Below are 21149 nucleotides of genomic sequence, written 5' to 3'. Positions count from 1 at the left end.
CGCTTCAGGAGAAAGGACCGACGACATGAAAGTCGCATTCGCTACCCAGGATCTGAAACGCGTCGATGCCCATTTCGGCTGGGCCAAGAACATCGCGATCTACGATCTCGATCCCGAGGGCTATCGCTTCGTCGAGACCGTCGAGTTCGACGGCGATCTCAAGGAGGACGGCAACGAGGACAAGCTGGCGCCGAAGATCGAGGCGATCAAGGATTGCGCGATCCTCTATGTCGCCGCGATCGGTGGCTCCGGCGCGGCGCGCGTCGTCGCCAACAACATCCATCCGATGAAGGTTACCCAGCCCGAGGAGATCACCGATCTCCTTGGCAAGCTGCAGGCCGTGCTGAAGGGAACGCCGCCGCCGTGGCTGCGCAAGGCGCTGGCCAAGGGCCAGGAACGCGCGCTCGATTTCGAGGAATGAGGAAACCAACATGTCAGATACCGCAGTCGTCGCAGAAGTCGTCCCGGCCGAGCAGCGGCCCTTCGTCAAGGAACTGATCAAGGTCTGGCGCGCCCAGGACACCCATGGCGCCTGGGAGGGCAAGAAGGACGTCGACCTGCTCGAGCCCTATATCCTGGACAAGGAGAAGCGGCGGGCGCTGCCGATCATCGGCGATCCCGATCCGGAGACGATCTGGCGGCTCGAGCTGTTCTTCAACGCGGTCGCGCTATCGATCGAGAAGGCCACCGGCGTGATGATCTCGCCGATGCTGAAGATGAGCCATGAGGGTTTCGGCCGCATGGTGCTGATCGGCGGCCGGCTGATCGTGGTCAACAAGCAGCTCCGCGACGTGCACCGTTTCGGTTTCGACAATCTCGGCAAGCTGGCCGATGAGGGCGACAAATTCGTCAACGCCGGCGTCGAGATGATCGAGAAGTTCAAGGACGTCGCAAACTACTAATGGCGAGGATGAGATAATGAGCGATTTGGACACCCTGAAAGCCGAGATCAAGAAGCTGTCGGCACGCGCCATGGATGCCAAGATGAACCTGCACGATTTGTCGGAGGAATTGCCCATCAACTGGGACCAGATCCTGCCGACGGCGCAGAAGGCGCATGAAGCGTTCGCCGAGCTGGAGAAGAAGCGGGCCGAGCTGAAGAAGCTCGAGACTGCGTGATCCGATCGTAAGGACTCGTCATCATGTCCAATTCAACCCGCGACGGCCGCGACTGGAAGCCGGACTATCTGGTCGCGATCAATCCCGAGAAGTGCATTGGCTGCGGCCGCTGCTACAAGGTCTGTGGTCGCGAGGTCATGACCTTGAAGGGCATCAACGACGAGGGTGAGTTCGTCGAACTCGACGATGACGAGGATGACGAGGTCGAGAAGAAGATCATGGTCATGCACGACACCGGCGCCTGCATCGGCTGCGGTGCCTGCGCCCGGGTCTGCCCGACCAATTGCCAGACCCATTCGCCGGCGGCGTAGCAACCGGACGTGTTGTCATGGTGCGGATGGAGGCGAAATTCACGATCGGCCAGGTGACCCGGCACCGTGTCTATGATCTGCGCGGCGTCGTGTTCGACGTTGACCTGTCGTTCTCCGAAGAAGAGGGCTGGCGCGCCATCACCATGGACGCCAGGCTCGACAAGGAGCAGCCGTTCTATTACCTGCTCGCCGAGAGCGGCGACAGCAGCTACATTGCCTATGTCCCCGAGCAGAACCTGCTGCCGGATGCCTCCGGCGAGCCGGTCAAGCATCCCGATATCGGCGAGCTGTTCGATGTCGATGATGACGGGAGCTACCACTACCGCGGGCGGCTCTTTCAGTAGCCGATCATTCAGTCGCCGTTCACAAGTCTCCCAGCCGTCATTGCGAAGCGCCGCAGCCCTCCAGAGTCCCAGCGTGGCTCTGGATCGCGTCGCTGCGCTCGCGATGACGGAGACTTGTGTTGGCCACGATCGATCCGCGCGCCCCGGAATGACGGTCGAGAGATGAGGGCCAGGCCGAAAGCCGGGACTTTACTCGATGCCCTGTTCCCGGGCCTTCCACATCGCGGCGATGCGGAAGCGCTCGTTGATGGCGGCGGGCGTGGCGAGGATCTCGGCCTGGGCGGCGGCGAAGGCGCCCTCGACGATCGCCGCTTCGTCCTTGGTCAAGGTGATGCGGCCGGCCATGTGGGTGGCGTCGGGCGCGGCCTCCCAGATCTTGCGCCGGTTCGGATGCAGCTTGACCTCGACCAGCTCGAACGCCTCGAGCTCGCCCTCGAGACAGATCGCGAGCCCAATCACCTCGACCTTGCGGCCGTCCTGTGTGGTCTTGACCAGGGTCTTTGCCATGCTCGTACTCCCGTCATTGCTATCCGCTGAATCACGCCGCCACTGCGGTATCGTCGAGCTGGCTCCATTCGGCCCAGGAGCCGTCATAGACGGCGGTGGTCGGAGCGCCCAGTTGGTACAGCGCCAGCGCCAGCATGCAGGAGGTGATGCCGGACGCGCAGGTGGTCACGATCGTCTTGCCGAGATTGATGCCGGCGGCCGTAACGCGCGCCGTCAGCGCGTCGGGCGACAGCAGGACACCGGTGTCCGGGTCGACCAGGTCGGCCCAGGGCAGGTTGATCGCTCCGGGAATGTGGCCCTGGCGCTTGAAGGCGAAGACGTCCGCTTGCGTGCCGTCGAATTTGCCGGGGCCGCGGGCATCGACCAACTGTGCGCCGCTCTGCGCCAGCCGCTGCACGTCCGCCAGCGTCGCGACCAGGCCGGGCTGGACATTCGCCGTGAAGCTCGCCGGCGCCGGACGCACCGGCGTCATTTCCGCGGGCCGCTTCTCCTTGGTCCATTTGCCGAAGCCGCCATCGAGCAGCGCGACATTGTCATGTCCGAACACGCGGAACATCCACCATACGCGCGCCGCCGCCGAGCCCCCATAATGGCGGTCATAGACGATGACGCGATCGGAATTACTGATGCCGAGCAGTCCGACCTTGTGCGCGAAATCCTCGGCCGTCGGCAGCATGTGCGGTAGCGGATTCGATTTGTCGGCGACTTGGTCGATGTCGAAATGCACCGAGCCCGGCAGATGCCGGCCGCGATATTGGGTGCGGCCGTCGAGATTGGTGCTCGGATGATGCCAGGTGCAGTCGAGGATCTTGATGGTGGGATCGGTGAGGTGCTGCGCCAGCCATTCGGAGCTGACCAGGGCGCTCGATGTGTCTGTGCTCATATATGCGCTCGCGATTTGAAGAGCCAAGGGAAGGCTGACGCGGCAAGGCGTCAGAGCGTCTTCGGCATCGGGTAGCCCGGGCGCGGGCGGGTGTCGTAATATTCGGGGCGCTCCGGCCAGCCGCCATCGGCGATGATCTTGAAGCTGGCGACGGTGACCGGCGCGCCGGGTGAGCACGACACTTCGGTGAACTTGATCTCGCGCTCGCCGGGGCCCGCGGAGAAATCGGCGACCGTCGTGCCGTCGGCCTTGCGGGCTCGTGCAAAGCCTGGCGTACCGACAGTGGCCGCGGGTACCGAGGCCGCGACGAAGTTCGGCTGCTCCAGGCCGTCCTTGGCCGGGCCGAAGGCCGGCGAGGCGAAAGTGAAGGTCGCGAGCACGCCGCTGCGATCGACCGCCTTGTCGGCCGTGGTCGGCCGCGCCACCGAGTAGACCGTCAAGGTGCCGCCATCCAGGGCCGCCTTGATGTCGTCGAGCGAGCTTTCGACGAAGTCCAGTGTCACGTTCATGTCGATCTCCTTACAAAGAAGCGCCTTTGCAGGAGAAATTTTCAAGTTCTGTGCCAGTCTCTCGCAAGAGCGAGAAAAACCGGTCGGCCGGCGGAGTTGCGCGAATCTTGCAATGTGGTCCCTCAGCGAGCCGACCGTCGCTCTCGCGGTGCCGAAAGCGGCGATGTCGGACATCCGCCAGACATCGATGGAGCCTGACATGACGACCGACGTCGCTTACGCCATCTGCAGCTTCAACGACATCCCGAGCCGCCGCGCGATGGGCTTCCAGCTCATGATCGTGGCCGAGGACGGCAGCCAACGGCCCTGGCCGATCTTTGTCATCCGCTGGGGCAAGCAGGTATTCGGCTATCTGAACATGTGCCCGCACGACAAGGTCAATCTCGACTGGGAGCGCAATCAGTTCCTGGACGGCAACGGCCTGCGCATCCTCTGCGGCAAGCACGGCTCGCTGTTCGAGATCGGCACCGGGCTCTGCGTCGACGGCCCCTGCAAGGGCGAAAGCCTCACGCCGGTGGCGCTCACCGTCCTCGATGGCGACATCTGCGTGACCGGTGTGACCCTGGTCGAGGATGACGAGGACGAGGAGGCCGAGACCGGCCTGCAGTGCGAGGAAGGTTGAGATCCCGCAGGACCCCCCTGGGAAGCCACCAAGTCTGTCGTATAGGCGCTGGCGCAGTTCCGGGCCTCATGGTTCGAGACGCGCCGCGAGCGGCGCTCCTCACCATGAGGGTTGAGATCCCGCCACGAAAGCGGCCTCGTCCTGAGGTGCCCGCCAAAGGCGGCCGTCTCGAAGGACGGTGGGAGTCCTGCTGCCCGCTACAACCGACTATCAAAGACAAACTATCTGACGAAGTCCCCGCTCGAGGGCCGGGACTTCAACTCGCACAAGAAGATCTGAGTAGCGTCAGACTGGCCGGTTCTCGTTGCGGTTCTTCACCGGTTCCATCTTGGCGAGCGCGTCCGCATAGGCGATGAACTCATAGCTCTCGCTGAACCGCTTGGCGGCGTCGAGCACGTAATCGAGCTTGCCGGCGGTGTCGAGCTTCTTGATGTCGTTCTTGTCGATCGACAGCAGATCCATCATCTCTTTCCAGACCGTCGATTCATCGCACGGCAGGACGTAGAACGTCACGTCGCCCATCTTGATGCGGTACTTTGCCAAGAGGTCGATGTTGTTGCAGAACATGAAGTAGCTGCCGTCGGACCGCAGCAGACCCTTGAGAACCTCGGCGGCCGTCTCGAGATAGGCCAGCGAGTGAATGTAGCCGACGAGCACGGGAATGGTCGGCTCGCCGTCGTTGACGATCGTCAGCACCTGCTCGATCGAGAAGTCCGGCGGGCGCTTTTCGTCGGCGACCTGGGTCTGGAATTTCAAGGCGATGTCGCCGCGGAAGCCGAACCGCCCGGGCTTGGTGGTCGGCGCCTTCAGGACGGCATTGAGCAGCCGCCCCTCTTTGTCGAGCTGCGCGAGCGCGGTGGTCTCGATCGCAACCGTCTTCTCCAATGTCGTCATCAGCAATCCCCTCGCATGGTCTGGTGAGCCGTTCGCCGCACGGCGCGGTCAAGAGCGGCGTGATGCAAATTGTCTGCCGACATATCTGGAGGCTTGATTTGTCTGGTGTTTCGCCCGCACGGCGCGCGGATTGTCGGATTTGCGCCAGGATCGCTCGCCGACAGGTCGGGGCACACGACGCGAAGCGTCCCTGTCGGAAAGTCGACACGCGTCGGAAACGCCACAGCGACACTGCAAAAACCCAAGTTCTTTCAGCTCATTGCTGCATGGCACGAGACTTGCCAATCCCATCCGCAACAGCCGAACAAGAAAGGCGAGACGATGATGATCAATCTGACCGACAGCGCCATCAATGCGGTGCGCAACGCGATCACCACCTCCGACAAGCCGGTCGACGGCCTCAGGATCATGGTCGAAGCCGGCGGCTGCGCCGGGCTCAAATACAATATGGGCCTCGTCAGCGGCAGCGAGCCGGAGGACACCGTGATCGAGCGTGAGGGCGTGCGCGTGCTCGTCGATCACAAGAGCCTCGAATATCTCGAGGGCACGACGATCGACTTCGTCGTCGCGCTCGAGGGCTCCGGCTTCACCTTCGAGAACCCGAACGCCAAGTCGAGCTGCGGCTGCGGCAAGTCGTTCGCCTGATCCCCGCAACATCCGAGAGAAGTGACATCATGCTGGTTGAAACCCAGGGTATCGTCGAAGCGCCGGCTCAGATGAGCGAGCGTGAGCGGATCATCCGGGCCGTGATCGAGGAGGTCCGTCCGAACCTGAAGCGCGATGGCGGTGATTGCGAACTTGTTGAGATCGACGGCAACAAGATCATGGTCAAGCTCGCCGGCGCCTGCATCTTCTGCAAGCTCGCCAGCGCGACCCTGGAAGGCATCCAGGCCCGCATGATCGAGAAGCTCGGCGAGTTCGTCCGTCTCGTTCCCGTGGCCGGCGCAGCCAAGGCGCGGCATTAAGGAGCGGCCTTGCGTCCTGTCTATCTCGACAACAACGCGACGACACGTGTCGACCCCGCCGTCGTCGCGGCGATGTTGCCGTTCTTCACGGACCAGTTCGGCAATGCCTCGTCCTCTCATGCCTTCGGCAGCGAGGTCGCGGGCGCCGTCCGCCAGGCGCGCAAGAGCCTTCAGGCCCTGTTAGGAGCCGCCTTCGATCACGAGATCGTCTTCACCTCGGGCGGAACGGAATCCGACAACACCGCGCTCCTGTCGGCGCTGGAGACGCAGGACGGCCGGGACGAGATCGTCACCACGGCGGTCGAGCATCCCGCGATCCTGTCGCTGGTCGAGCACCTCAGGGACAGACGTGGTGTGACGGTCCATCTGATCGGCGTCGACGCCGCCGGGCGTCTCGATCTCGACGCCTACAAGCGCGCGCTCGGGCCGCGCACCGCGATCGCCTCGGTGATGTGGGCCAATAACGAGACCGGGACGCTGTTTCCGATTCCGGAGCTGGCCAGGCTCGCGCATGACGCGGGGGCGCTGTTTCATACCGACGCCGTCCAGGCCGTCGGCAAGATCGCGATCGACCTGAAATCCGCCGGCGTCGACATGCTGTCGCTGTCCGGCCACAAGCTGCACGGGCCCAAGGGCATCGGTGCGCTCTATGTCCGGAAGGGGACGCCGTTCGCGCCACTCGTGCGCGGTGGCCCGCAGGAGCGGCGCCGGCGCGGCGGCACCGAGAACGTGCCCGCGATCATCGGTCTCGGCAAGGCGGCCGAGCTCGCCGCACATCATCTCGCCGACGAGCAGGGCCGCGTGCGTGCGCTGCGCGACCGGCTGGAGCAGGGCATCCTGCAGGGCGTCGGCCATTGCGCCGTGCTCGGCGATCCCGCGCAGCGGCTGCCGAACACCGCCAACATCGCTTTCCAGCATGTCGAGGGCGAGCCGATCGTGATGCGCCTGAACCAAGCCGGCATCGCGGCCTCGCTCGGTTCCGCCTGCGCGTCCGGCTCGATGGAGCCGTCGCATGTGCTGCGCGCGATGAACGTGGCGACGGATCTGTTGCGCGGCGCGGTTCGCTTCTCGCTGTCGCGCGACACCACGGACGACGACATCGACCGTGTGCTGCAGGTCCTGCCCGACATCGTCGGCCGGCTGCGCGAGACCTCGCCGGCGTGGCTGCAGCATCATCCCTCGCCATCGGCGGACGCCCTTCGCCCCACGGAGCTCACGCAATGAAAGTCATGATCCGTCGCTCGCCGGAAACCGGCCTCTCGATCTACGTCCCGAAAAAGGACCTGGAGGAGCCGATCGTCGAGACCGAGCACGAGACCCTGTGGGGCGGCTGGATCCGCATCGCCAATGGCTGGGTGCTCGAGCTGCCGCAGATGGCCGCCGACACGCGGCTGCCGATCACCATCAATGCGCGCAAGCGCGGTGGAGAAGGGGACGAGTGATGAATGCGCCGCTTCCTCATATCGACATTCTCAAGCAGGCCGACGCCGAGGCGCTGCTGAAGGACGTTGTCGTCCGGCTAAAGGCCGGCCAGGTCGTCCCGTTCCTCGGCCCCGCGGTCTCGGAACAGTCCGGTGCCCCGGTGCCGATGAATCCGGAAGCGCTCGCGGCGTTCTTCGGCACCAAGGTGGCGCTGCCGCGCCGGGCCAAGGGCAATGCCTGGGCCTCCGCGCAGCATATCGAGAGCACGCGCCACCGTTCCACCGTGACGGCGCTGATGGCGGAGGCGTTCGCAGCCCCCGTCGCGCCGACGCCGTTGCAGCAGTACCTCGCATCGCTGCCGCTGCCGATGATCGTCGACAGCTGGTATGACGGCGCGATGCGGACGGCGCTGGCCGGACGCGGCGATTGGGGCGAGGTGCAGGGCATCACCCGCGCCGGCATCGGCGAGGACCGCTGGTATCGCTTCTACGACGCTGAAGGCGCCGAGGCCGACCGCGAGAAGGCGAGCGGCTGGACCACGCTGCTCTACAAGCCGCATGGCGGCATCACGCCGGCCAAGAACTTCCTGATCACCGACGCCGACTATGTCGAGGTCCTGACCGACATCGACATCCAGACGCCGATTCCCGACACCGTGAAGGATCGGCGCACCGATCGCGGCTTCCTGTTCATCGGCTGCCGCTTCAACGACCAGCTGCTGCGCACCTATGGCCGCCAGGTCATCAAGCGCTCCGGCACGGAGCATTACGTCCTGGTCGAGCCGGACTCGCTGTCGAAGAACGAGCTGAAATTCTTCATCGCCGAGCGGCTGACGCCGATCGCGATTCCGCTCGCACGGGTGACCGAGATCATCATCGGCGGCTGAGATCGAGACGTCGCAGATACAAAACAGCGCGGCGCAAGCCGCGCTGTTCTGCTGTGCGTCGTCTCGATGATCCGAGTCTGTAACGTTTCTAACAACGCATCAAACGAGAGGCTTTCGCATGTTGGCAAGGCGACAGCCGCGATGATTTTGCTAAGGCGTTGATAGTTCGGAGAAATGATCTTGTCCGCGGCGTGGCACGCGAGTTGCTGAACCCAAGACCAAGGCGGTTTGCGGCTCGCCAGCAACGTTAAGGAGCGGACATGGACGCGTCAGTGCAGCACGAACAGGCGACGATACCGGACGGCGACAAGCTGAGCTCGGTGATGCAGACCATCGCGGAGCACAAGGGCTGCGGCACCTCGGGCGGCAGCGGCAAGGCGAGCTGCGGCTCGGGTGCCGGCGAGAACGACCTGCCGCCGGAGATCTGGGAGAAGGTGAAGAACCATCCCTGCTACAGCGAAGAGGCGCATCATCACTATGCGCGCATGCATGTCGCCGTGGCGCCGGCCTGCAACATTCAGTGCAACTACTGTAACCGCAAATACGACTGCGCCAACGAGTCGCGTCCGGGCGTGGTCAGCGAGAAGCTGACGCCCGAGCAGGCCGCCAAGAAGGTGCTCGCCGTCGCCTCGACCATTCCGCAGATGACCGTGCTGGGCATCGCCGGCCCCGGCGATCCGCTCGCCAACCCCGAGAAGACCTTCAAGACCTTCGAGCTGATCGCCCGCACCGCGCCCGACATCAAACTGTGCCTGTCGACCAATGGCCTGGCGCTGCCCGACCATGTCGACACCATCGCCGGCTTCAATGTCGACCATGTCACGATCACCATCAACATGGTCGATCCCGAGATCGGCGCCAAGATCTATCCCTGGGTGTTCTGGAAGCACAAGCGCTACACCGGCGTCGAAGCCGCCAAGCTGCTGACCGACCGCCAGCTGCAGGGCCTGGAGATGCTCACCGAGCGCGGCATCCTCTGCAAGGTCAACTCGGTGATGATCCCCGGCGTCAACGACAAGCACCTGGTCGAGGTCAACCGAGCAGTGAAGTCGCGTGGCGCCTTCCTGCACAATATCATGCCGCTGATCTCCTCGCCCGAGCACGGCACCGTGTTCGGCCTGACCGGCCAGCGCGGCCCGACCGCGCAGGAGCTCAAGGCGCTGCAGGACGAGTGCGAAGGCGAGATGAACATGATGCGGCATTGCCGCCAGTGCCGCGCCGACGCCGTCGGCCTGCTCGGCGAGGACCGCTCCGCCGAGTTCACCACCGACAAGATCATGGCGATGGAGGTGAACTACGACATCGACAGCCGCAAGGCCTATCAGGAGGCTGTCGAGAGCGAGCGCGTCGCCAAGGTCGTCGCCCGGCAGGAGGAGCTGGCCTCGCTTGCCGGCCAGTCCAGCGACATCAAGCTGCTGGTGGCCGTCGCGACCAAGGGCTCGGGCCTGATCAACGAGCATTTCGGCCATGCCAAGGAGTTCCAGGTCTACGAGCTCTCGACGGCTGGAGCGAAGTTCGTCGGTCATCGCCGCGTCGATCTGTACTGCCAGGGTGGCTATGGCGACGAGGACAGCCTGGAAACCGTGATCCGTGCCATCAACGACTGCCATGCGGTGTTCGTGGCCAAGATCGGCGGCTGCCCGAAGAGCGACCTGCAGGCCGCCGGTATCGAGCCGGTCGATCAGTTCGCTCATGAGTTCATCGAGAAATCGGCGATCGCCTGGTTCAAGAGCTATCTCGACAAGGTCAACAGCGGCGAGATCCAGCACGTCGTGCGCGGCGACGCCGAGATCCGCCAGGGCGCTCTGATCTCAGCAGCGTAACACGCGAACCCGGCGGCGCGCTGTCGCCGCCGGTCCCTTTCGACAGGAGCAATTCATGACGTTGAAGATCATTGCCTCGCAATGCACGAGCTGCTCGGCTTGCGAGCCCGAATGTCCGAACGTGGCGATCTCCGAGAAGAACGGCACGTTCGTGATCGACCCGAAGAAGTGCACCGAGTGCATCGGCCATTTCGACGAGCCGCAATGTGCCGCCGTCTGCCCGGTCGACAACACCTGCGTGATCGACAATTCGTTCCCGCGCTACCAGCCGCCGGCCTGAGGAGACCCCGATGAACTTCACTCTCACGCCAGCTGCGCAGAAGTTCATGCGCATGATGCTACGGGCCGACGGCACCGCGGGCTCGGGCTTCCGCCTCGCTGTGTCTCCCGGCGGCTGTTCGGGTCTGGCTGCTGACATTAGCGTGCTCGCGACGCCGCAGCCCGGCGATGCGGTGGTCGAGCGTGACGGCGTCAAGCTGTTCCTGCCAGCCGAGAGCCGGCTGCTGCTCGACGGCGTCACCATCGACTTCGCCGATACGGCGACCCAGACCGGCCTGGTGTTCCACGACCCGAAGCAGGTGTCGTGCTCCAGCCACGCGCTGAAGGCGCTGCAGGACTAGGACAGCGAACCATGCCCACCGATGCCCGGCCCAGCTCCCAGACTGCCATCGAGGACGCGCTGCTTGCGGATGCGCTGCTTGGTGGCGGCCTGCCTGAGGAGGCCGAGCATCATCTCTGGCTGGCCGGCCAGAGCTATCATGTCGATGAGGTCGCGGAGACGCATCTGAAGCAGGCCGAGGCGCTGGCGCCCGACCATGCGGCGGTCCTGATCGGCTTCTATCGCTTCTATTTCTACAAGGGGCGGCTCACCGACGCGTTGCGGATCGCCAAGCGCTGCTTGGCCAAGGCTGCGGTCGAAAATCATCTGCCGCCGCACTGGCGCGATGTCCGGCCCGAGCATGCCGCGTTCGGCAGTTTCGACCATATGCTGCCGCGCTTCTTCATGTTCACGCTGAAGGGCTACGCGTATTTGCAGATGCGGCTCGGCAATCTGGTGGAGGGTCGGCTCGCTGTGCAGAAGCTGCTCGACCTCGATCCCAGCGACAAGATCGGGGCGCGGGTGCTGCTCGAGGTCGTCGACCGGGTGGAGCTCGACGATGAGTGACGACATCGACGAGGCCATCGACTGGCAGGGCCACGAGATCAGCTGCGCCGGCTGCGCCCACGAGCAGCTCAGCGCCGCCGGCGGCTGCCGGCTTCGGCACGCCTGCGTGCACGACCGCTATGCCCGGCGCATCGACCGCTTCTTCAACTGGAATCCGGCGCTTGCCAACGACTATGTCAAGCACCCGCATTTCGAGGTGCGTGCGATCGCGGCCAAGCATGCCAGCCCGTTCTACCTGCCGCCGCTGCTCGACGATCCCGAGGAAACCGTGCGTTGGAACGCGGCACGGCGGCTGCCGAAGCGGCTGGTGCTGCGGCTGCGCCACGATCCGCATCGGGAGGTCCGCATCCGCATCGCCACCGTGCTCGATCCGGAAGACCTGATGCCGATGATGATGGACGACGACTATTACGTCCGTCTCGTCGTTGCGCGCCGCATCGTGCCGTCGGTGCTCGGCCGCATGATGGGTGACCCCGAGGCCGAGGTCCGCCGCGTCGTCGCGCGGCGGATCCCGAGCGATTGGCTTCTCGGCATGATCAGCGATCCCGATGCCCGCGTGCGGCTTGAAATCGCCGAGCGCCTGGCGCCCGATCTTCTCACCGCGATGCGCAAGGACTCCGATTGGCGGGTCCGCCATGAAGTCGCGAGCCGGATCGCGCTCAGCGAGCTCCATGAACTGGCGAAAGACGAGGATCCGCTGGTGCGGGAGATGGCGCGAGGCCGACTCGATAACCGTTCTGGAGCAGCGATGGAGAAACCGGCATGAGCAACATCGTTCGTGACAGCGAAGTGGTGGAACTGTCCGCGCCGCCATACTTCACCTTCGGCGAGAAGGTGAAGGCGAAGCGCACCATCCGCAACGACGGCACCTATGCGGGCAAGGAGATCGGCGAGATCCTCGCGAAGAAGGGCGAGATCGGCTACGTCGTCTCGATCGGCACGTTCCTGCAGCAGTTCTACATCTACGGCGTCGAGTTTCTCGAAAGCGGAAACCGCGTCGGCATGAAACGCAAGGAGCTCGAATCGACCGTTCCCCGCGGGGAGGTCGACGATGAGCTGCCGCTGCCGGGAGCCTATCAGTCATGATTGAACCGCGTCTGCCGAGATATCAATGGGGTCAGCGCGTCAAGGCGCTGATCGACCTCGTCAATGATGGCTCGTTTCCGAATGCGCCGGCCGAGGCCAAGCTTGTCGGCGTCGGCGATCTCGGCGAGATCGTGCAGGTCGGGACGCACACCGAAGCCAATGTGCCGATCTATCTGGTCGAGTTTGGCGAGCAGCTCGTCGTGGGCTGTCTCGAAGAGGAGATCGTCCCGGTTGAGGGGCGATGAACAGCCATGGCCGCAATCGCGCGTCAGCTCTGCCTCGTCCTTCCTGCGCATCCGAACGAATTGGATCGCAAGCGGATCGAGCGCGCGCTGAAGTCGCGCAAGCGCTATCGCTATGTCGAGCCGACGGTATCGCCGGTCGATGACGGTTATCACGTCCAGAGTCCGTGCTGCTCGCGCAACATCGACAAGGATGGCGGGGTGATCGACGTGGCGCTGCTGCGCCACGACCCCGCGAATACAATGTGGAAGCTGTTCTGGAGAGACCACGCTCAGGGGATCTGGGAGCTGCACAGCGTGCACCAGCGGTTGACCGCGGCGGTCGACGAGCTGAATGCCGACCCCGAGCGGATCTTTTGGCAGTAGAGGAGGACGGGCGACATGGCATTGGCCGAGCAGGAACTGAATGAGATCGCGCAGGTGCTCGAGCGACCCGACGCCGGCAGCATGGCGTTCGGCGAACTGCGCCGCCGCTTCCCGAAGCTGGCGCTGACGCGTTGCGATGCGTCGGATGTTACCGAAGCGCCGTTCCGTAGCTACGCGGCTTTCGATCTTCATCTGCTCGATGCCAGTGATCATTGTGCGGGGGTGACCGACGATCCCGCGAAGGCCACCGGCCTCATCCTGGCCAAGCGGGGCTGATCATGACAAAGCCCTATCTGGTGCATGATGCCGATCGCCAGGAACAGGATGAAGCGGAGTTGACGCCGGTGGAGGCGGGCTTCATCCCTCTGTCCGATCCGGACATCACGACGGCGGAGATCGCGGCGGTCGACGCCGCGTTGCGCTCGCCGCGACTGTCCTGCGGTCCGCTGGTCGACGAGTTCGAGGCGGCGTTCGCCGCCTATCTCGGGCGCAAATATGCCATCGCGGTGCCAAGCGGAACGCTCGGCCTGCTGCTGGTGCTGAAGGCGATGGGGATCGGGCCGGGCGATGAGGTCATCGCGTCGTCCTATTCGTTCCGCGAGGTCGCGCATGCGATCAGCATCGTCGGCGCCAAGCCGGTGTTTGCGGATATCGACTATTACTCGGGCACGCTGGCGCCGAGCAAGGTCGAGGCTCGGATCACGGAAAGGACCAAGGCGATCCTCGCCGGCAACACCAACGGCCACCCGGCCAAATGGTCGGAGCTGCAGGCGATCGCAAAGGCGCACAATCTGGCTGTCATCGAGGATTCGACCGAGGCGATCGGCTCGAAATATCAGGGCGCTCTGGTCGGCACCTTCGGGGCCGCCTCGGTGTTCGACTTCTCGCAGCCATTCGCGCTGACCTGCGGCGAGGGCGGCATGATCGTCACCGACGATGTCGACATCGCGGTCGCAGTGCGTCGTCACCGCCTGCATCGCCTCGACGAGCGTTCGTCGGTGGTCGTCAGCAGCACGCCATCGCATAACGCCATCATCAGCGACGTTACCGCGGCGCTCGGGTTGGCGCAGCTCAAGCGGATCGACGAGATCCTGTAGCGCCGCCGGTTGATCGAGCAGATCTATTACAGCCAGGTGCAGTCCTTCGAGGGCATCAAGGATCCCTATGTCGGCCCTGACGTCACCGAGGTGAACTGGTTCCTCTACCAGGTCCATCTCGGCACGCGGTTCTCGAAGTCGAGCCGCGACTCCATCGTCGAGGATCTCAGGGTCGAGCAGGTCGAGGCGGTCGCCTATTCGAATCCATTGCATCTGCAGCGGCACTATTTCGACATGGGCTACCGCCGCGGCGACTACCTCGTCACCGAGAAGGTCGCCGATCGCGTGGTCGCTCTGCCGTTCCACGTCCATCTGACCACGGACCAGATCGCCTTCATCGTCGCGACCATGAAGGACGCCTCGGTCAACGTCGGAGCGGGCGCGGCGATCTACTGACGAGTTCTGATCCCAAACTGCAAAAGGAGAATCCAAGTGGCGACATTGACGGTAATGCCTTCGGGCAAGACGATCGAAGTGGGCGAGGGCACCACCATTCTGGCAGCGCTGCTCGGCGCTGAGGTCGAGATCCCGCACAAATGCGAGGGCCAGGCGAAGTGCGGCTCCTGCCACATCTTCCTGCAGGAAGGACGCAAGGGCGTGTCGAAGGTCACCAGGCTGGAGAACGAGAAGCTCGACACCATCGTCGGCGTCGGCTCGAAATCCCGCCTGGCTTGCCAGGCGACCATCCTTGGCACCGAGAACGTCAAGATCGAGCTCCTGGGCTTCGGCTCGGGTCTGTAACAGGAGGGACCGATGGAGAATATCACGCTTCATGTTCGCTTTGCGCCGGACGGGACCGTTGCCGAGATCAGCGAGCGGCCGGCTGCGCTGACGCCGCAGCAATGGTTCAACAAACTGAGCGAGGCGATCGGCATGAAGGCCTACCAGACCTTCGCCGGTGGCCGCGGCATGTTCAAGGTCGCACGCGACCAGGTCGAAGCCTTGAAGGCCGCGGCCGTCGCGTGACGGCCGCGTCGGTGCATCAGGCCTCAGGCGGCAGCGCGATGACGGATACAGGACAGGACTGCAGATTCTTCGTCTCGTATACGGGCGTCAAGCTGCCGCTGCGGCTGGTGACCGCGATCGCACCGGAGCAGCTGTCCAACCGCAATACCTTCATCCGGGGCTACTTCGACGCCGCAGGCGCGCTGACCGGATTCGAGAAGGTGGTCTATGGCGAGATCGAGCTGACCCATCGCTACAGCTATCACGCCAACGGCATGTTGAGCCGTGCCGAAATCGTCATGCTGGAAGAAGATCCGGTGACGCTGAATTTTGATGAGGCCGGCGCGCCTGTCGCCGGGCAGGATGCTGCGTGAAGGAGGCACCGTGACCGTCGCCAAGCTGATCGAGGCTCTTGCCAGCATGCCCAGGGACGCTATCGTGCTGATGGACAGCGGCGCCGGATTGTCGCGGGTCGATGCGCTGGAGCTCGTGGACGAGCAGGGGCCGGGTGCACCGGCCGAGGTCATCCTGCAGCCGAGCTTGGACGAATAGAAGCTTGGACGAAGAGAGACGGGAATTGCCGTATGGCGGACGCTGGGACTTCAGAGACCGGAGCTTTGGCCGCAGGGCCGGTCGTCACGCCCTACGAGCGGATCGGCGGGGCCGTGGTGGTCGATCGCCTGGTCGAGTCGTTCTACCACCGGATGGACACGCTGCCGGAGGCCAAGCAGGTCCGCGACATGCACGGCACCAATCTGGGGCCGATCAAGGTGATCCTGAAGCGCTATCTCTCGGAATGGCTCGGCGGCCCGAAGCTCTATTCGCCGGAGAAGGGCCATCCGCGGCTGCGCCAGCGCCACCTGGGCTTTCCCATCGGCAATGCCGAACGCGACGCCTGGCTGCTGTGCATGCGCGGCGCGCTGGAGGAAACCGTCGCGGACGTGCAGGCGCGACAGGATGTCGACGCCGCCATGACCAAGCTCGCCGACTGGATGCGCAACCAGGCCGGCAATCCGCACGACGCCCGCGCGGCGCGGCCTTGAGCCAGCCGCAGCATCATTGCGAGGCGCCGAAGGCGACGAAGTAGTCCAGAGTCGTCGCGTGATCCTGGATTGCGTCGCTGCGCTCGCAATAACGGAGATGCGAGGCGTAGGGTGGGCAAAGCGAAGCCTACCCACCGGGGCTTGGCGGGTCGTGCTGTTGTCGGAATGGCGGGCACGGCGCGCAGCCGGCGGAGCGAACTCGTTCCCGTCGCGGGCGCCTTTGTCCGCCCTATCGATCGCAACTAATACAACGGTACTCCGAAAAAGTGTTCGTCGTCGCCGCCCCAGGCGCGGTGCAGGGCCAGCGCGTTCTGCCATTGCGTCATCTCGGCATCGCTGGCGCTGCGGTGGGTAATCCTGCCGTCCGGCTTCTCCGCCAGCAGATAAAGCTTGCCGTTGCGGATGAAGCGGTTGAGGTCCTTGGTGTCGTTGGGCCGCACCACGCAGCGCGGCTGCTCGTCGATCAGAATGGTGGTTGGCAGCATCTGCGGCGCCCTCACTCCATCGGTGGTCCCATGTCGTCGTCGGCCTTCTTCTTCTTTTTCTTGTCGACCTTGGCGAGCGCATAGGCGCCGGCGTTCTTCAGCGAGATCGGCGGCTGGCCGACGACGTATTGCGAGATCCAGGCGAGGGTTCGCTGCTGGGCAAGTGCCGCCGCGGCTTCGTCATAAGTGTCGCCGTCGCCATCGAAATCGTGAGCGGCATGGGGATACGAGAATGCGCTGACCTCGGGATGATGGGCGCGGAACATGCTGACCGCGGGAAACGGCACGACCGCATCGGCTTCGCCGAAATGCAGCAGCGTCGGCACCTTGCGTTTGGCTCCGGCCGCCTCGACCACGCCGGTCGCGTAGTAGCTGACGGCGCAGGCAAGGCCGGATACGCGGTTCGCCGCGTCATAGGCAAGCCCGCCGCCGGCACCGTAGCCGATGACGGCAACCTTCCCGCACTCCTTGACGCTGTCCACCGTCGACTGGATCTCGGCGAGCAGCCGCTCAGCCGGATCCGGCAACGCTGCCGACGGCTCGCTGTCTGGGGCAGGCTCGGCCATGGCTGACAGTTCCGGCGTGATCACGACATATCCACTGGCCGTGAAGGCGTCGGCGACCTTGCGGAGCCTGCGCGGGCCGTCATTGTCGTCGGGCAGCACGACGATCGCGCCTCTCGGCGACTCGGCCGGATCGGCGCGAAAGGCCTGGAACGTGTGGCCGTCACCGGCGGTAAGCTTGATGGTGCTCTCTGTGGGCATACGATGCTCCTGCTTCTGACTGCGCGCCGGGCGCGTTACAGCAAACCCAGCTCCAAGGCGGTCTCTTCCGACATCCGTGACTTGTCCCAGGGCGGCTCGAACACCAGCGTGACCTTCACCGACGCGACACCGTCGACAGCCTGCACGGCGTCCTCCACCATGCGGACGATCTCGCTCGCGACCGGGCAGCCGGGCGCCGTCAACGTCATGTCGATCTCGACGGCGCCGCCACCCTCATGCGCGATCCGATAGACCAGCCCGAGGTCGTAGACATTGACCGGAATCTCCGGGTCATAGACCGTCCGCAGCGCTGCGATGACGCTCTCGGCGGCATCCTGCGAGCCCGTTGCGACGGCGGTCTGGGCCGGGGAGGGAGGGGGCGCGGCGTGCATGCTCATCATCCGTGGGGTCCTCTCATGGTCCTGGTTCGCACTGGCGAATGCTGGTTCGGATTCATGTCCATATTGGGCTGTGCCTCACTCCGACCCGAGGCCGTCGGCGAGCGCTGCGACCACAGGCCAGCCGACCGCGCCGGATGGATCGAGCCGGCGCAACGTTGCGAGCATCTCGGCCGCGTCTGCCACCTCGTTCTGGCGCAGATGAATGAAGGCCAGCGCTTTCAGCGTGTAGAGCGCGAAGCGGCCGGCACCGTCGGGCAGCGGATCGAACGGCACCCAGCATCGCCAATCCGCGGGCCAGCCGGCCTGGCGCGCGGCCTCTGCGAGGCCGAGTTCGGCCACCGCCTTGGCCTCCTCGAGATGGCCCTGATAGGTGTGGATCTTATAAAGACAGAAATAGGTCGGCAGCTCGTGAGGAGCGGCGGCCAGCGCCTGGCGAAACAGCCGGTCCGCCCGCGCGTGGTCGCGCCGGTATGCGGCCACGCCCTGCTGCAGCAGCGCGTCGATCTCCTCGGGAAGATCGCCGAAGTTGATCGTCTCGGGTTCGCTGACGAGTTCGAGCATTTGCATTGACCTCGATCAAATCATTGCAAGACGCGGACCGTTTGGGCGGCCGGGGCTATTGGCGCTTCTCCAAGCGCGACACGGGCCGTGAGGGCCGGCCGATGTTGTGTTCTCAACGCGGCCGTCGCCTCGCATTGTTGTTGATGTCGCAAAGGCGACGTGTCGCAGCAGTGGTCTGGTCTCGATAGCCCGTCGAATGACGACGAGCCGGGGATTGCGGCCGGACAATGCGCTGGTTCGGAGCTTGCATGACGCCTTCATCAATCGAGCGGGAGTGACGGCGATGGCGATGGCAGCAACTGATATCGAACGTCTGATCAAGGAGGCGTTCCCGGATGCGGTCGTCGTGATCGAGGATCTGGCCGGAGACGGCGACCATTATTCGGCGCGCGTCACCTCACAGGCTTTCGCCGGGAAGAGCCGGGTGCAGCAGCATCAGATGGTCTATTCGGCCCTCAAGGGCCAGATGGGCGGTGTTCTGCATGCGCTGGCGCTCGAGACGTCATTGCCGAAATGAGCGGGGCCGCCGAGCTGATCGGTCGCATCCACGAGAAAGGATCAAGTCAATGTCGACATCCGAACGTATTCAGAAGCTGATCGACAGCAATGATATCGTTCTCTTCATGAAGGGCGTGCCGGCGGCGCCGCAATGCGGCTTCTCCGCAGCGGTGGCGCAGATCCTGGCCAAGCTCGACGTGCCCTATGAAAGCGTCAACGTGCTGGCCGATCCCTTCATCCGCGAGGGCATCAAGGAATTCTCCAACTGGCCGACCATTCCGCAGCTTTATGTGAAGGGCGAATTTGTCGGCGGCTGCGACATCGTGCGCGAGATGTTCCAGGCCGGTGAGCTCGCGACCCTGCTGGCCGACAAGGGCATCAAGGCGCCGGCGTCATGAGCGAGACCGATGTCGCCGAGGCGGATGACGCTTTCGAGCCTCCCCAGCTCTACAAATATCACGCCTTCGTCTGCCTGACCCAGCGTCCGCCGGGCCATCCGCGCGGCAGCTGCGGCGCGCTCGGCGTGCAGCCATTGTGGGACCGGCTCACCAAGACCATCGAGGCGCAGCGGCTGACGGATATCGGAGTCACCGCCGCCGGCTGCTTCGGCTTCTGCAGCGCCGGACCGATGATGGTGGTCTATCCCGACGGCATCTGGTATCGGCCGACCAAGCCGGAGGATATCGACGAGATCGTCGAGTCCCACTTCAAGCAGGGCAAGCGCGTCGACCGTCTGGTGATGGTCTTGAAGCGCTGAAGGATCAGCCGGAGCCGCTCAGCGCGGCTCCGGACATGGTGTCGCCGCATCGGGACGTGTACAGCCCTGGACGTCGTTCAGATCCTCGTCCCGCTGCAGCAGCGACAGCACCGGTTCGCGGTCGAAGCCGGCACAGCATTGGCCGTCGGCCTCGATCAGCGGACGCCGGATCAGCAGCGGATCTTCCAGCATCAGATCGATCGCCGCGACGGCCTCGATCCTCTCCGGCTCGATCTCGCCGGATTTGACGCGCGGCGAGGCCGGGTTGAACCACGACCAGATCGGCGTCCCGGCGAAATAGCCGCGCAACCGCTCGCCGGTCCAAGGTTCGGTCAGGAGGTTTCTCGCGACGACCTCGTGACCGGCGCGCGTCAGCATCAGCTTCTGCCGGGCATTGGTACCGCAGCCCGGCTTCTCGTAGAACACCACGGTCGCCATGTCAGAGGCCGCCGAGCTGCACCAGCTGGGCGCCGCCGGCGCGGCCGAGAATGGTGTCGACCTTCTTGCGCACCGACTCGATCGTGAGCGGCTTGACCACGGCGCCATGCGCGCCGGCTTTCAGTCCTTCGATGGCGATCGCCTCGTCGGCCTTGGCGGTCACGATCAGGATGCGCACGCCCTTGAACCTGGCGGCGATCTCGCGCACCAGCTCTGGCCCCCGCTGCTTCAGGAACGACACGCCGAGCAGCACCACGTTCGGCACCAGCCAATCGACGCCCTTCTCATAGGCCTCTTCCGGTGTCGCCAGCTCATGTGTCTCGATTTCGTCGTGCAACATGAACTGCAGGGCGGCGCGCGTGATCTCATCGTCATCGATCACGAACACGCGTCGCTGGTCCACTGCTTTTGCCGTTTCAACTCCGATCTGCATTGCATCCTCCTCAACGATCTCAGCGCTTCTGCCGCAAGGCTGCGATGAAGATCTAGCAAATCTCGTTCCGGGCCCTGGCGCGTTGCAAAACCGCCGCCGATGTGTCGTTTCGGACAGCGCGAGGCTGAACCAGATCTTGCGAAGCGTTCCGATGTCGGGTTTGCAACAACCCGCATCGATCGGCGGACTGCTCTTCATCTCCTTATAAACATGGTTGTTTTGGCTCGCTGCGGGCACTGGCACAGCCGTTGCAAAACTCTGGTCAGGCAATGGTTGAGGGCTGAGTGCACGCCGACGCTTCGGACGAGCGATGCTCTCCTTCCCAATAACCCGTCTGCCGGTTCGGACACATGAGAGGACGCGGTCACGCCCTGCGGATGAGCGGGCGTGACATTGGCAATCGGTTGATGGAGAGCAGAATGGCATCGCTGCGACAAATCGCATTCTACGGCAAAGGCGGCATCGGCAAATCGACGACGTCGCAAAACACCCTGGCCGCGCTGGCCGAGATGGGTCATCGGATCCTGATCGTCGGCTGCGACCCCAAGGCGGATTCGACCCGCCTGATCCTGCACGCCAAGGC

At 64.3% G+C, this 21149-nt stretch carries 39 protein-coding genes and 1 pseudogene; 30 read left to right on the top strand and 10 right to left on the bottom strand.

Features of this window, described 5'->3' with window-relative positions; translation table 11 throughout:
* Nucleotides 1–25: 25 nt before the first annotated feature.
* Genes nifX through hspQ form a run of 5 tightly spaced genes read left to right on the top strand, consistent with a single transcriptional unit; the run spans nucleotide 26 to nucleotide 1774 of the window.
* A complete protein-coding gene (gene nifX / locus HL671_RS36790) occupies nucleotides 26–421 on the top strand; it encodes a nitrogen fixation protein NifX (RefSeq protein WP_012029028.1) in 396 nt (131 codons plus the stop codon).
* A 10-nt stretch (nucleotides 422–431) separates the two neighbouring features.
* Nucleotides 432–902: a NifX-associated nitrogen fixation protein gene (locus HL671_RS36785; protein WP_172243853.1), complete on the top strand. Its 471-nt coding sequence runs from the start codon at nucleotides 432–434 to the stop codon at nucleotides 900–902.
* Between the two features lie 16 nt (nucleotides 903–918).
* Complete coding sequence (locus tag HL671_RS36780; RefSeq protein WP_012045814.1) at nucleotides 919–1119, top strand: CCE_0567 family metalloprotein; 201 nt, start codon at nucleotides 919–921, stop codon at nucleotides 1117–1119.
* A gap of 23 nt (nucleotides 1120–1142) precedes the next feature.
* Nucleotides 1143–1430 carry a ferredoxin III, nif-specific gene (gene fdxB, locus HL671_RS36775; protein WP_012045813.1) on the top strand — a complete coding sequence of 96 codons (288 nt, stop codon included), beginning with the start codon at nucleotides 1143–1145 and terminating at the stop codon, nucleotides 1428–1430.
* A gap of 17 nt (nucleotides 1431–1447) precedes the next feature.
* Nucleotides 1448–1774, top strand: coding sequence for a heat shock protein HspQ (gene hspQ / locus HL671_RS36770; protein WP_172243850.1), 327 nt, complete (start codon nucleotides 1448–1450; stop codon nucleotides 1772–1774).
* Between the two features lie 189 nt (nucleotides 1775–1963).
* On the opposite strand, the gene HL671_RS36765 is transcribed toward hspQ, so the two are convergent.
* Genes HL671_RS36765 through HL671_RS36755 form a run of 3 tightly spaced genes read right to left on the bottom strand, consistent with a single transcriptional unit; the run spans nucleotide 1964 to nucleotide 3673 of the window.
* Nucleotides 1964–2281 carry a hypothetical protein gene (locus tag HL671_RS36765; RefSeq protein ID WP_012045811.1) on the bottom strand — a complete coding sequence of 106 codons (318 nt, stop codon included), beginning with the start codon at nucleotides 2279–2281 and terminating at the stop codon, nucleotides 1964–1966.
* A 31-nt stretch (nucleotides 2282–2312) separates the two neighbouring features.
* Nucleotides 2313–3164, bottom strand: coding sequence for a sulfurtransferase (locus HL671_RS36760; protein ID WP_172243847.1), 852 nt, complete (start codon nucleotides 3162–3164; stop codon nucleotides 2313–2315).
* Nucleotides 3165–3214: 50 nt separating this feature from the next.
* Nucleotides 3215–3673 carry a hypothetical protein gene (locus tag HL671_RS36755; RefSeq protein ID WP_012045809.1) on the bottom strand — a complete coding sequence of 153 codons (459 nt, stop codon included), beginning with the start codon at nucleotides 3671–3673 and terminating at the stop codon, nucleotides 3215–3217.
* Nucleotides 3674–3872: 199 nt separating this feature from the next.
* Between HL671_RS36755 and HL671_RS36750 the strand changes: the two genes are divergently transcribed.
* Nucleotides 3873–4295: a Rieske (2Fe-2S) protein gene (locus HL671_RS36750; RefSeq protein WP_041751641.1), complete on the top strand. Its 423-nt coding sequence runs from the start codon at nucleotides 3873–3875 to the stop codon at nucleotides 4293–4295.
* Between the two features lie 285 nt (nucleotides 4296–4580).
* Here HL671_RS36750 and HL671_RS36745 read toward each other — a convergent pair whose 3' ends face one another.
* A complete protein-coding gene (locus HL671_RS36745; RefSeq protein ID WP_172243844.1) occupies nucleotides 4581–5189 on the bottom strand; it encodes a hypothetical protein in 609 nt (202 codons plus the stop codon).
* 324 nt (nucleotides 5190–5513) lie between these two features.
* Between HL671_RS36745 and HL671_RS36740 the strand changes: the two genes are divergently transcribed.
* The 20 genes and pseudogenes from HL671_RS36740 to HL671_RS36645 all read left to right on the top strand — a co-directional run bounded on the left by HL671_RS36740 (nucleotide 5514) and on the right by HL671_RS36645 (nucleotide 16229).
* Nucleotides 5514–5834 carry a HesB/IscA family protein gene (locus tag HL671_RS36740; RefSeq protein WP_008960276.1) on the top strand — a complete coding sequence of 107 codons (321 nt, stop codon included), beginning with the start codon at nucleotides 5514–5516 and terminating at the stop codon, nucleotides 5832–5834.
* Nucleotides 5835–5863: 29 nt separating this feature from the next.
* Nucleotides 5864–6154: a NifU family protein gene (locus tag HL671_RS36735; RefSeq protein ID WP_008960277.1), complete on the top strand. Its 291-nt coding sequence runs from the start codon at nucleotides 5864–5866 to the stop codon at nucleotides 6152–6154.
* Between the two features lie 9 nt (nucleotides 6155–6163).
* Nucleotides 6164–7378, top strand: a complete 1215-nt coding sequence (nifS, locus tag HL671_RS36730; RefSeq protein ID WP_172243841.1) for a cysteine desulfurase NifS — start codon at nucleotides 6164–6166, stop codon at nucleotides 7376–7378.
* The gene (nifT, locus tag HL671_RS36725; RefSeq protein WP_012029022.1) at nucleotides 7375–7596 is read left to right on the top strand and encodes a putative nitrogen fixation protein NifT; all 222 of its coding nucleotides are present in this window, start codon (nucleotides 7375–7377) and stop codon (nucleotides 7594–7596) included. The genes nifS and nifT overlap by 4 nt, the downstream gene beginning before the upstream one ends.
* Nucleotides 7596–8462 carry an SIR2 family NAD-dependent protein deacylase gene (locus HL671_RS36720; protein WP_172243838.1) on the top strand — a complete coding sequence of 289 codons (867 nt, stop codon included), beginning with the start codon at nucleotides 7596–7598 and terminating at the stop codon, nucleotides 8460–8462. The genes nifT and HL671_RS36720 overlap by 1 nt, the downstream gene beginning before the upstream one ends.
* Nucleotides 8463–8722: 260 nt before the next feature.
* Entirely contained in the window at nucleotides 8723–10285 is a 1563-nt protein-coding gene (gene nifB / locus HL671_RS36715; protein ID WP_012045802.1) for a nitrogenase cofactor biosynthesis protein NifB, read from the top strand.
* Between the two features lie 55 nt (nucleotides 10286–10340).
* Nucleotides 10341–10565 carry a YfhL family 4Fe-4S dicluster ferredoxin gene (locus tag HL671_RS36710; protein ID WP_006609676.1) on the top strand — a complete coding sequence of 75 codons (225 nt, stop codon included), beginning with the start codon at nucleotides 10341–10343 and terminating at the stop codon, nucleotides 10563–10565.
* Between the two features lie 10 nt (nucleotides 10566–10575).
* Nucleotides 10576–10905, top strand: a complete 330-nt coding sequence (locus tag HL671_RS36705; protein WP_012045801.1) for a HesB/IscA family protein — start codon at nucleotides 10576–10578, stop codon at nucleotides 10903–10905.
* An 11-nt stretch (nucleotides 10906–10916) separates the two neighbouring features.
* Nucleotides 10917–11450, top strand: a complete 534-nt coding sequence (locus tag HL671_RS36700) for a hypothetical protein (protein WP_172243835.1) — start codon at nucleotides 10917–10919, stop codon at nucleotides 11448–11450.
* Nucleotides 11443–12216: a 4Fe4S-binding leucine-rich repeat protein gene (locus tag HL671_RS36695; protein ID WP_172243803.1), complete on the top strand. Its 774-nt coding sequence runs from the start codon at nucleotides 11443–11445 to the stop codon at nucleotides 12214–12216. The genes HL671_RS36700 and HL671_RS36695 overlap by 8 nt, the downstream gene beginning before the upstream one ends.
* Nucleotides 12213–12536, top strand: a complete 324-nt coding sequence (locus tag HL671_RS36690) for a nitrogen fixation protein NifZ (protein WP_012045798.1) — start codon at nucleotides 12213–12215, stop codon at nucleotides 12534–12536. The genes HL671_RS36695 and HL671_RS36690 overlap by 4 nt, the downstream gene beginning before the upstream one ends.
* Nucleotides 12533–12781: a nitrogen fixation protein NifZ gene (locus tag HL671_RS36685; RefSeq protein ID WP_012045797.1), complete on the top strand. Its 249-nt coding sequence runs from the start codon at nucleotides 12533–12535 to the stop codon at nucleotides 12779–12781. The genes HL671_RS36690 and HL671_RS36685 overlap by 4 nt, the downstream gene beginning before the upstream one ends.
* A 6-nt stretch (nucleotides 12782–12787) precedes the next feature.
* On the top strand, nucleotides 12788–13144 hold the full coding sequence (locus HL671_RS36680; RefSeq protein ID WP_172243801.1) for a DUF3024 domain-containing protein: 357 nt from the start codon (nucleotides 12788–12790) through the stop codon (nucleotides 13142–13144).
* A 15-nt stretch (nucleotides 13145–13159) separates the two neighbouring features.
* Nucleotides 13160–13420 carry a hypothetical protein gene (locus HL671_RS36675; protein WP_012045795.1) on the top strand — a complete coding sequence of 87 codons (261 nt, stop codon included), beginning with the start codon at nucleotides 13160–13162 and terminating at the stop codon, nucleotides 13418–13420.
* A gap of 2 nt (nucleotides 13421–13422) precedes the next feature.
* Nucleotides 13423–14637, top strand: a pseudogene (locus HL671_RS36670) (DegT/DnrJ/EryC1/StrS family aminotransferase).
* Between the two features lie 36 nt (nucleotides 14638–14673).
* Entirely contained in the window at nucleotides 14674–14982 is a 309-nt protein-coding gene (locus tag HL671_RS36665; protein ID WP_012045793.1) for a 2Fe-2S iron-sulfur cluster-binding protein, read from the top strand.
* Between the two features lie 12 nt (nucleotides 14983–14994).
* Entirely contained in the window at nucleotides 14995–15207 is a 213-nt protein-coding gene (locus HL671_RS36660; protein ID WP_012045792.1) for a hypothetical protein, read from the top strand.
* A 38-nt stretch (nucleotides 15208–15245) separates the two neighbouring features.
* Nucleotides 15246–15560: a DUF6156 family protein gene (locus HL671_RS36655; RefSeq protein WP_041751640.1), complete on the top strand. Its 315-nt coding sequence runs from the start codon at nucleotides 15246–15248 to the stop codon at nucleotides 15558–15560.
* A 10-nt stretch (nucleotides 15561–15570) separates the two neighbouring features.
* Complete coding sequence (locus HL671_RS36650; protein ID WP_012045790.1) at nucleotides 15571–15738, top strand: hypothetical protein; 168 nt, start codon at nucleotides 15571–15573, stop codon at nucleotides 15736–15738.
* 32 nt (nucleotides 15739–15770) lie between these two features.
* Nucleotides 15771–16229 carry a group II truncated hemoglobin gene (locus HL671_RS36645; RefSeq protein WP_172243799.1) on the top strand — a complete coding sequence of 153 codons (459 nt, stop codon included), beginning with the start codon at nucleotides 15771–15773 and terminating at the stop codon, nucleotides 16227–16229.
* A gap of 242 nt (nucleotides 16230–16471) precedes the next feature.
* Here HL671_RS36645 and HL671_RS36640 read toward each other — a convergent pair whose 3' ends face one another.
* From HL671_RS36640 to HL671_RS36625, 4 genes are all read right to left on the bottom strand, one after another.
* Complete coding sequence (locus HL671_RS36640; RefSeq protein WP_012045788.1) at nucleotides 16472–16714, bottom strand: hypothetical protein; 243 nt, start codon at nucleotides 16712–16714, stop codon at nucleotides 16472–16474.
* A gap of 11 nt (nucleotides 16715–16725) precedes the next feature.
* On the bottom strand, nucleotides 16726–17478 hold the full coding sequence (locus HL671_RS36635; RefSeq protein WP_172243797.1) for a dienelactone hydrolase family protein: 753 nt from the start codon (nucleotides 17476–17478) through the stop codon (nucleotides 16726–16728).
* A 35-nt stretch (nucleotides 17479–17513) separates the two neighbouring features.
* Nucleotides 17514–17876, bottom strand: coding sequence for an iron-sulfur cluster assembly protein (locus HL671_RS36630; RefSeq protein ID WP_012045786.1), 363 nt, complete (start codon nucleotides 17874–17876; stop codon nucleotides 17514–17516).
* Between the two features lie 78 nt (nucleotides 17877–17954).
* Complete coding sequence (locus HL671_RS36625) at nucleotides 17955–18446, bottom strand: tetratricopeptide repeat protein (RefSeq protein ID WP_172243795.1); 492 nt, start codon at nucleotides 18444–18446, stop codon at nucleotides 17955–17957.
* Between the two features lie 277 nt (nucleotides 18447–18723).
* Here HL671_RS36625 and HL671_RS36620 point away from each other — a divergent pair, with 277 nt between their 5' ends.
* Genes HL671_RS36620 through HL671_RS36610 form a run of 3 tightly spaced genes read left to right on the top strand, consistent with a single transcriptional unit; the run spans nucleotide 18724 to nucleotide 19695 of the window.
* The gene (locus HL671_RS36620; RefSeq protein WP_006609694.1) at nucleotides 18724–18957 is read left to right on the top strand and encodes a BolA/IbaG family iron-sulfur metabolism protein; all 234 of its coding nucleotides are present in this window, start codon (nucleotides 18724–18726) and stop codon (nucleotides 18955–18957) included.
* Between the two features lie 49 nt (nucleotides 18958–19006).
* Nucleotides 19007–19336 (top strand): Grx4 family monothiol glutaredoxin, encoded by a 330-nt coding sequence (gene grxD, locus HL671_RS36615; RefSeq protein ID WP_172243793.1) that lies wholly within the window; start codon nucleotides 19007–19009, stop codon nucleotides 19334–19336.
* Nucleotides 19333–19695 carry a (2Fe-2S) ferredoxin domain-containing protein gene (locus HL671_RS36610; RefSeq protein ID WP_172243791.1) on the top strand — a complete coding sequence of 121 codons (363 nt, stop codon included), beginning with the start codon at nucleotides 19333–19335 and terminating at the stop codon, nucleotides 19693–19695. The genes grxD and HL671_RS36610 overlap by 4 nt, the downstream gene beginning before the upstream one ends.
* An 18-nt stretch (nucleotides 19696–19713) precedes the next feature.
* Here HL671_RS36610 and HL671_RS36605 read toward each other — a convergent pair whose 3' ends face one another.
* Together HL671_RS36605 and HL671_RS36600 are read right to left on the bottom strand one after the other, a co-directional pair.
* Nucleotides 19714–20241 (bottom strand): ArsC/Spx/MgsR family protein, encoded by a 528-nt coding sequence (locus tag HL671_RS36605; RefSeq protein WP_335341773.1) that lies wholly within the window; start codon nucleotides 20239–20241, stop codon nucleotides 19714–19716.
* The gene (locus HL671_RS36600; protein WP_012045781.1) at nucleotides 20135–20566 is read right to left on the bottom strand and encodes a response regulator transcription factor; all 432 of its coding nucleotides are present in this window, start codon (nucleotides 20564–20566) and stop codon (nucleotides 20135–20137) included. Before HL671_RS36600 ends, HL671_RS36605 begins: the two co-directional genes overlap by 107 nt.
* A gap of 419 nt (nucleotides 20567–20985) precedes the next feature.
* Between HL671_RS36600 and HL671_RS36595 the strand changes: the two genes are divergently transcribed.
* The coding region (locus HL671_RS36595; protein WP_172243786.1) for an AAA family ATPase at nucleotides 20986–21149 on the top strand (164 nt) is incomplete at its 3' end.

This window comes from Bradyrhizobium denitrificans, from assembly GCF_013179005.1.
GTDB classification, from domain to species: Bacteria; Pseudomonadota; Alphaproteobacteria; order Rhizobiales; family Xanthobacteraceae; genus Bradyrhizobium; species Bradyrhizobium denitrificans.
Note: the sequence above shows the minus strand (reverse complement) of the source record. Positions and strands in the feature narration are given on the sequence as shown.

What these genes read in the sequence shown, in the direction of transcription:
- HL671_RS36750 (WP_041751641.1), top strand. Translation starts at nt 3,873, where the DNA reads ATGACGACCGACGTCGCTTACGCCATCTGCAGCTTCAACGACATCCCG.
- HL671_RS36780 (WP_012045814.1), top strand. Translation starts at nt 919, where the DNA reads ATGAGCGATTTGGACACCCTGAAAGCCGAGATCAAGAAGCTGTCGGCA.
- HL671_RS36690 (WP_012045798.1), top strand. Translation starts at nt 12,213, where the DNA reads ATGAGCAACATCGTTCGTGACAGCGAAGTGGTGGAACTGTCCGCGCCG.
- HL671_RS36785 (WP_172243853.1), top strand. Translation starts at nt 432, where the DNA reads ATGTCAGATACCGCAGTCGTCGCAGAAGTCGTCCCGGCCGAGCAGCGG.
- nifX (WP_012029028.1), top strand. Translation starts at nt 26, where the DNA reads ATGAAAGTCGCATTCGCTACCCAGGATCTGAAACGCGTCGATGCCCAT.
- HL671_RS36655 (WP_041751640.1), top strand. Translation starts at nt 15,246, where the DNA reads ATGACGGATACAGGACAGGACTGCAGATTCTTCGTCTCGTATACGGGC.
- HL671_RS36760 (WP_172243847.1), bottom strand. Translation starts at nt 3,164, where the DNA reads ATGAGCACAGACACATCGAGCGCCCTGGTCAGCTCCGAATGGCTGGCG.
- hspQ (WP_172243850.1), top strand. Translation starts at nt 1,448, where the DNA reads ATGGTGCGGATGGAGGCGAAATTCACGATCGGCCAGGTGACCCGGCAC.
- HL671_RS36600 (WP_012045781.1), bottom strand. Translation starts at nt 20,566, where the DNA reads ATGCAGATCGGAGTTGAAACGGCAAAAGCAGTGGACCAGCGACGCGTG.
- HL671_RS36720 (WP_172243838.1), top strand. Translation starts at nt 7,596, where the DNA reads ATGAATGCGCCGCTTCCTCATATCGACATTCTCAAGCAGGCCGACGCC.
- HL671_RS36685 (WP_012045797.1), top strand. Translation starts at nt 12,533, where the DNA reads ATGATTGAACCGCGTCTGCCGAGATATCAATGGGGTCAGCGCGTCAAG.
- HL671_RS36675 (WP_012045795.1), top strand. Translation starts at nt 13,160, where the DNA reads ATGGCATTGGCCGAGCAGGAACTGAATGAGATCGCGCAGGTGCTCGAG.
- HL671_RS36630 (WP_012045786.1), bottom strand. Translation starts at nt 17,876, where the DNA reads ATGAGCATGCACGCCGCGCCCCCTCCCTCCCCGGCCCAGACCGCCGTC.
- HL671_RS36680 (WP_172243801.1), top strand. Translation starts at nt 12,788, where the DNA reads ATGGCCGCAATCGCGCGTCAGCTCTGCCTCGTCCTTCCTGCGCATCCG.
- HL671_RS36695 (WP_172243803.1), top strand. Translation starts at nt 11,443, where the DNA reads ATGAGTGACGACATCGACGAGGCCATCGACTGGCAGGGCCACGAGATC.
- HL671_RS36605 (WP_335341773.1), bottom strand. Translation starts at nt 20,241, where the DNA reads ATGGCGCCGTGGTCAAGCCGCTCACGATCGAGTCGGTGCGCAAGAAGG.
- HL671_RS36745 (WP_172243844.1), bottom strand. Translation starts at nt 5,189, where the DNA reads ATGACGACATTGGAGAAGACGGTTGCGATCGAGACCACCGCGCTCGCG.
- HL671_RS36705 (WP_012045801.1), top strand. Translation starts at nt 10,576, where the DNA reads ATGAACTTCACTCTCACGCCAGCTGCGCAGAAGTTCATGCGCATGATG.
- HL671_RS36765 (WP_012045811.1), bottom strand. Translation starts at nt 2,281, where the DNA reads ATGGCAAAGACCCTGGTCAAGACCACACAGGACGGCCGCAAGGTCGAG.
- HL671_RS36700 (WP_172243835.1), top strand. Translation starts at nt 10,917, where the DNA reads ATGCCCACCGATGCCCGGCCCAGCTCCCAGACTGCCATCGAGGACGCG.
- HL671_RS36710 (WP_006609676.1), top strand. Translation starts at nt 10,341, where the DNA reads ATGACGTTGAAGATCATTGCCTCGCAATGCACGAGCTGCTCGGCTTGC.
- HL671_RS36625 (WP_172243795.1), bottom strand. Translation starts at nt 18,446, where the DNA reads ATGCAAATGCTCGAACTCGTCAGCGAACCCGAGACGATCAACTTCGGC.
- HL671_RS36735 (WP_008960277.1), top strand. Translation starts at nt 5,864, where the DNA reads ATGCTGGTTGAAACCCAGGGTATCGTCGAAGCGCCGGCTCAGATGAGC.
- grxD (WP_172243793.1), top strand. Translation starts at nt 19,007, where the DNA reads ATGTCGACATCCGAACGTATTCAGAAGCTGATCGACAGCAATGATATC.
- HL671_RS36635 (WP_172243797.1), bottom strand. Translation starts at nt 17,478, where the DNA reads ATGCCCACAGAGAGCACCATCAAGCTTACCGCCGGTGACGGCCACACG.
- HL671_RS36645 (WP_172243799.1), top strand. Translation starts at nt 15,771, where the DNA reads ATGGCGGACGCTGGGACTTCAGAGACCGGAGCTTTGGCCGCAGGGCCG.
- HL671_RS36620 (WP_006609694.1), top strand. Translation starts at nt 18,724, where the DNA reads ATGGCGATGGCAGCAACTGATATCGAACGTCTGATCAAGGAGGCGTTC.
- HL671_RS36610 (WP_172243791.1), top strand. Translation starts at nt 19,333, where the DNA reads ATGAGCGAGACCGATGTCGCCGAGGCGGATGACGCTTTCGAGCCTCCC.
- HL671_RS36640 (WP_012045788.1), bottom strand. Translation starts at nt 16,714, where the DNA reads ATGCTGCCAACCACCATTCTGATCGACGAGCAGCCGCGCTGCGTGGTG.
- HL671_RS36660 (WP_012045792.1), top strand. Translation starts at nt 14,995, where the DNA reads ATGGAGAATATCACGCTTCATGTTCGCTTTGCGCCGGACGGGACCGTT.
- HL671_RS36740 (WP_008960276.1), top strand. Translation starts at nt 5,514, where the DNA reads ATGATCAATCTGACCGACAGCGCCATCAATGCGGTGCGCAACGCGATC.
- HL671_RS36755 (WP_012045809.1), bottom strand. Translation starts at nt 3,673, where the DNA reads ATGAACGTGACACTGGACTTCGTCGAAAGCTCGCTCGACGACATCAAG.
- nifT (WP_012029022.1), top strand. Translation starts at nt 7,375, where the DNA reads ATGAAAGTCATGATCCGTCGCTCGCCGGAAACCGGCCTCTCGATCTAC.
- nifB (WP_012045802.1), top strand. Translation starts at nt 8,723, where the DNA reads ATGGACGCGTCAGTGCAGCACGAACAGGCGACGATACCGGACGGCGAC.
- fdxB (WP_012045813.1), top strand. Translation starts at nt 1,143, where the DNA reads ATGTCCAATTCAACCCGCGACGGCCGCGACTGGAAGCCGGACTATCTG.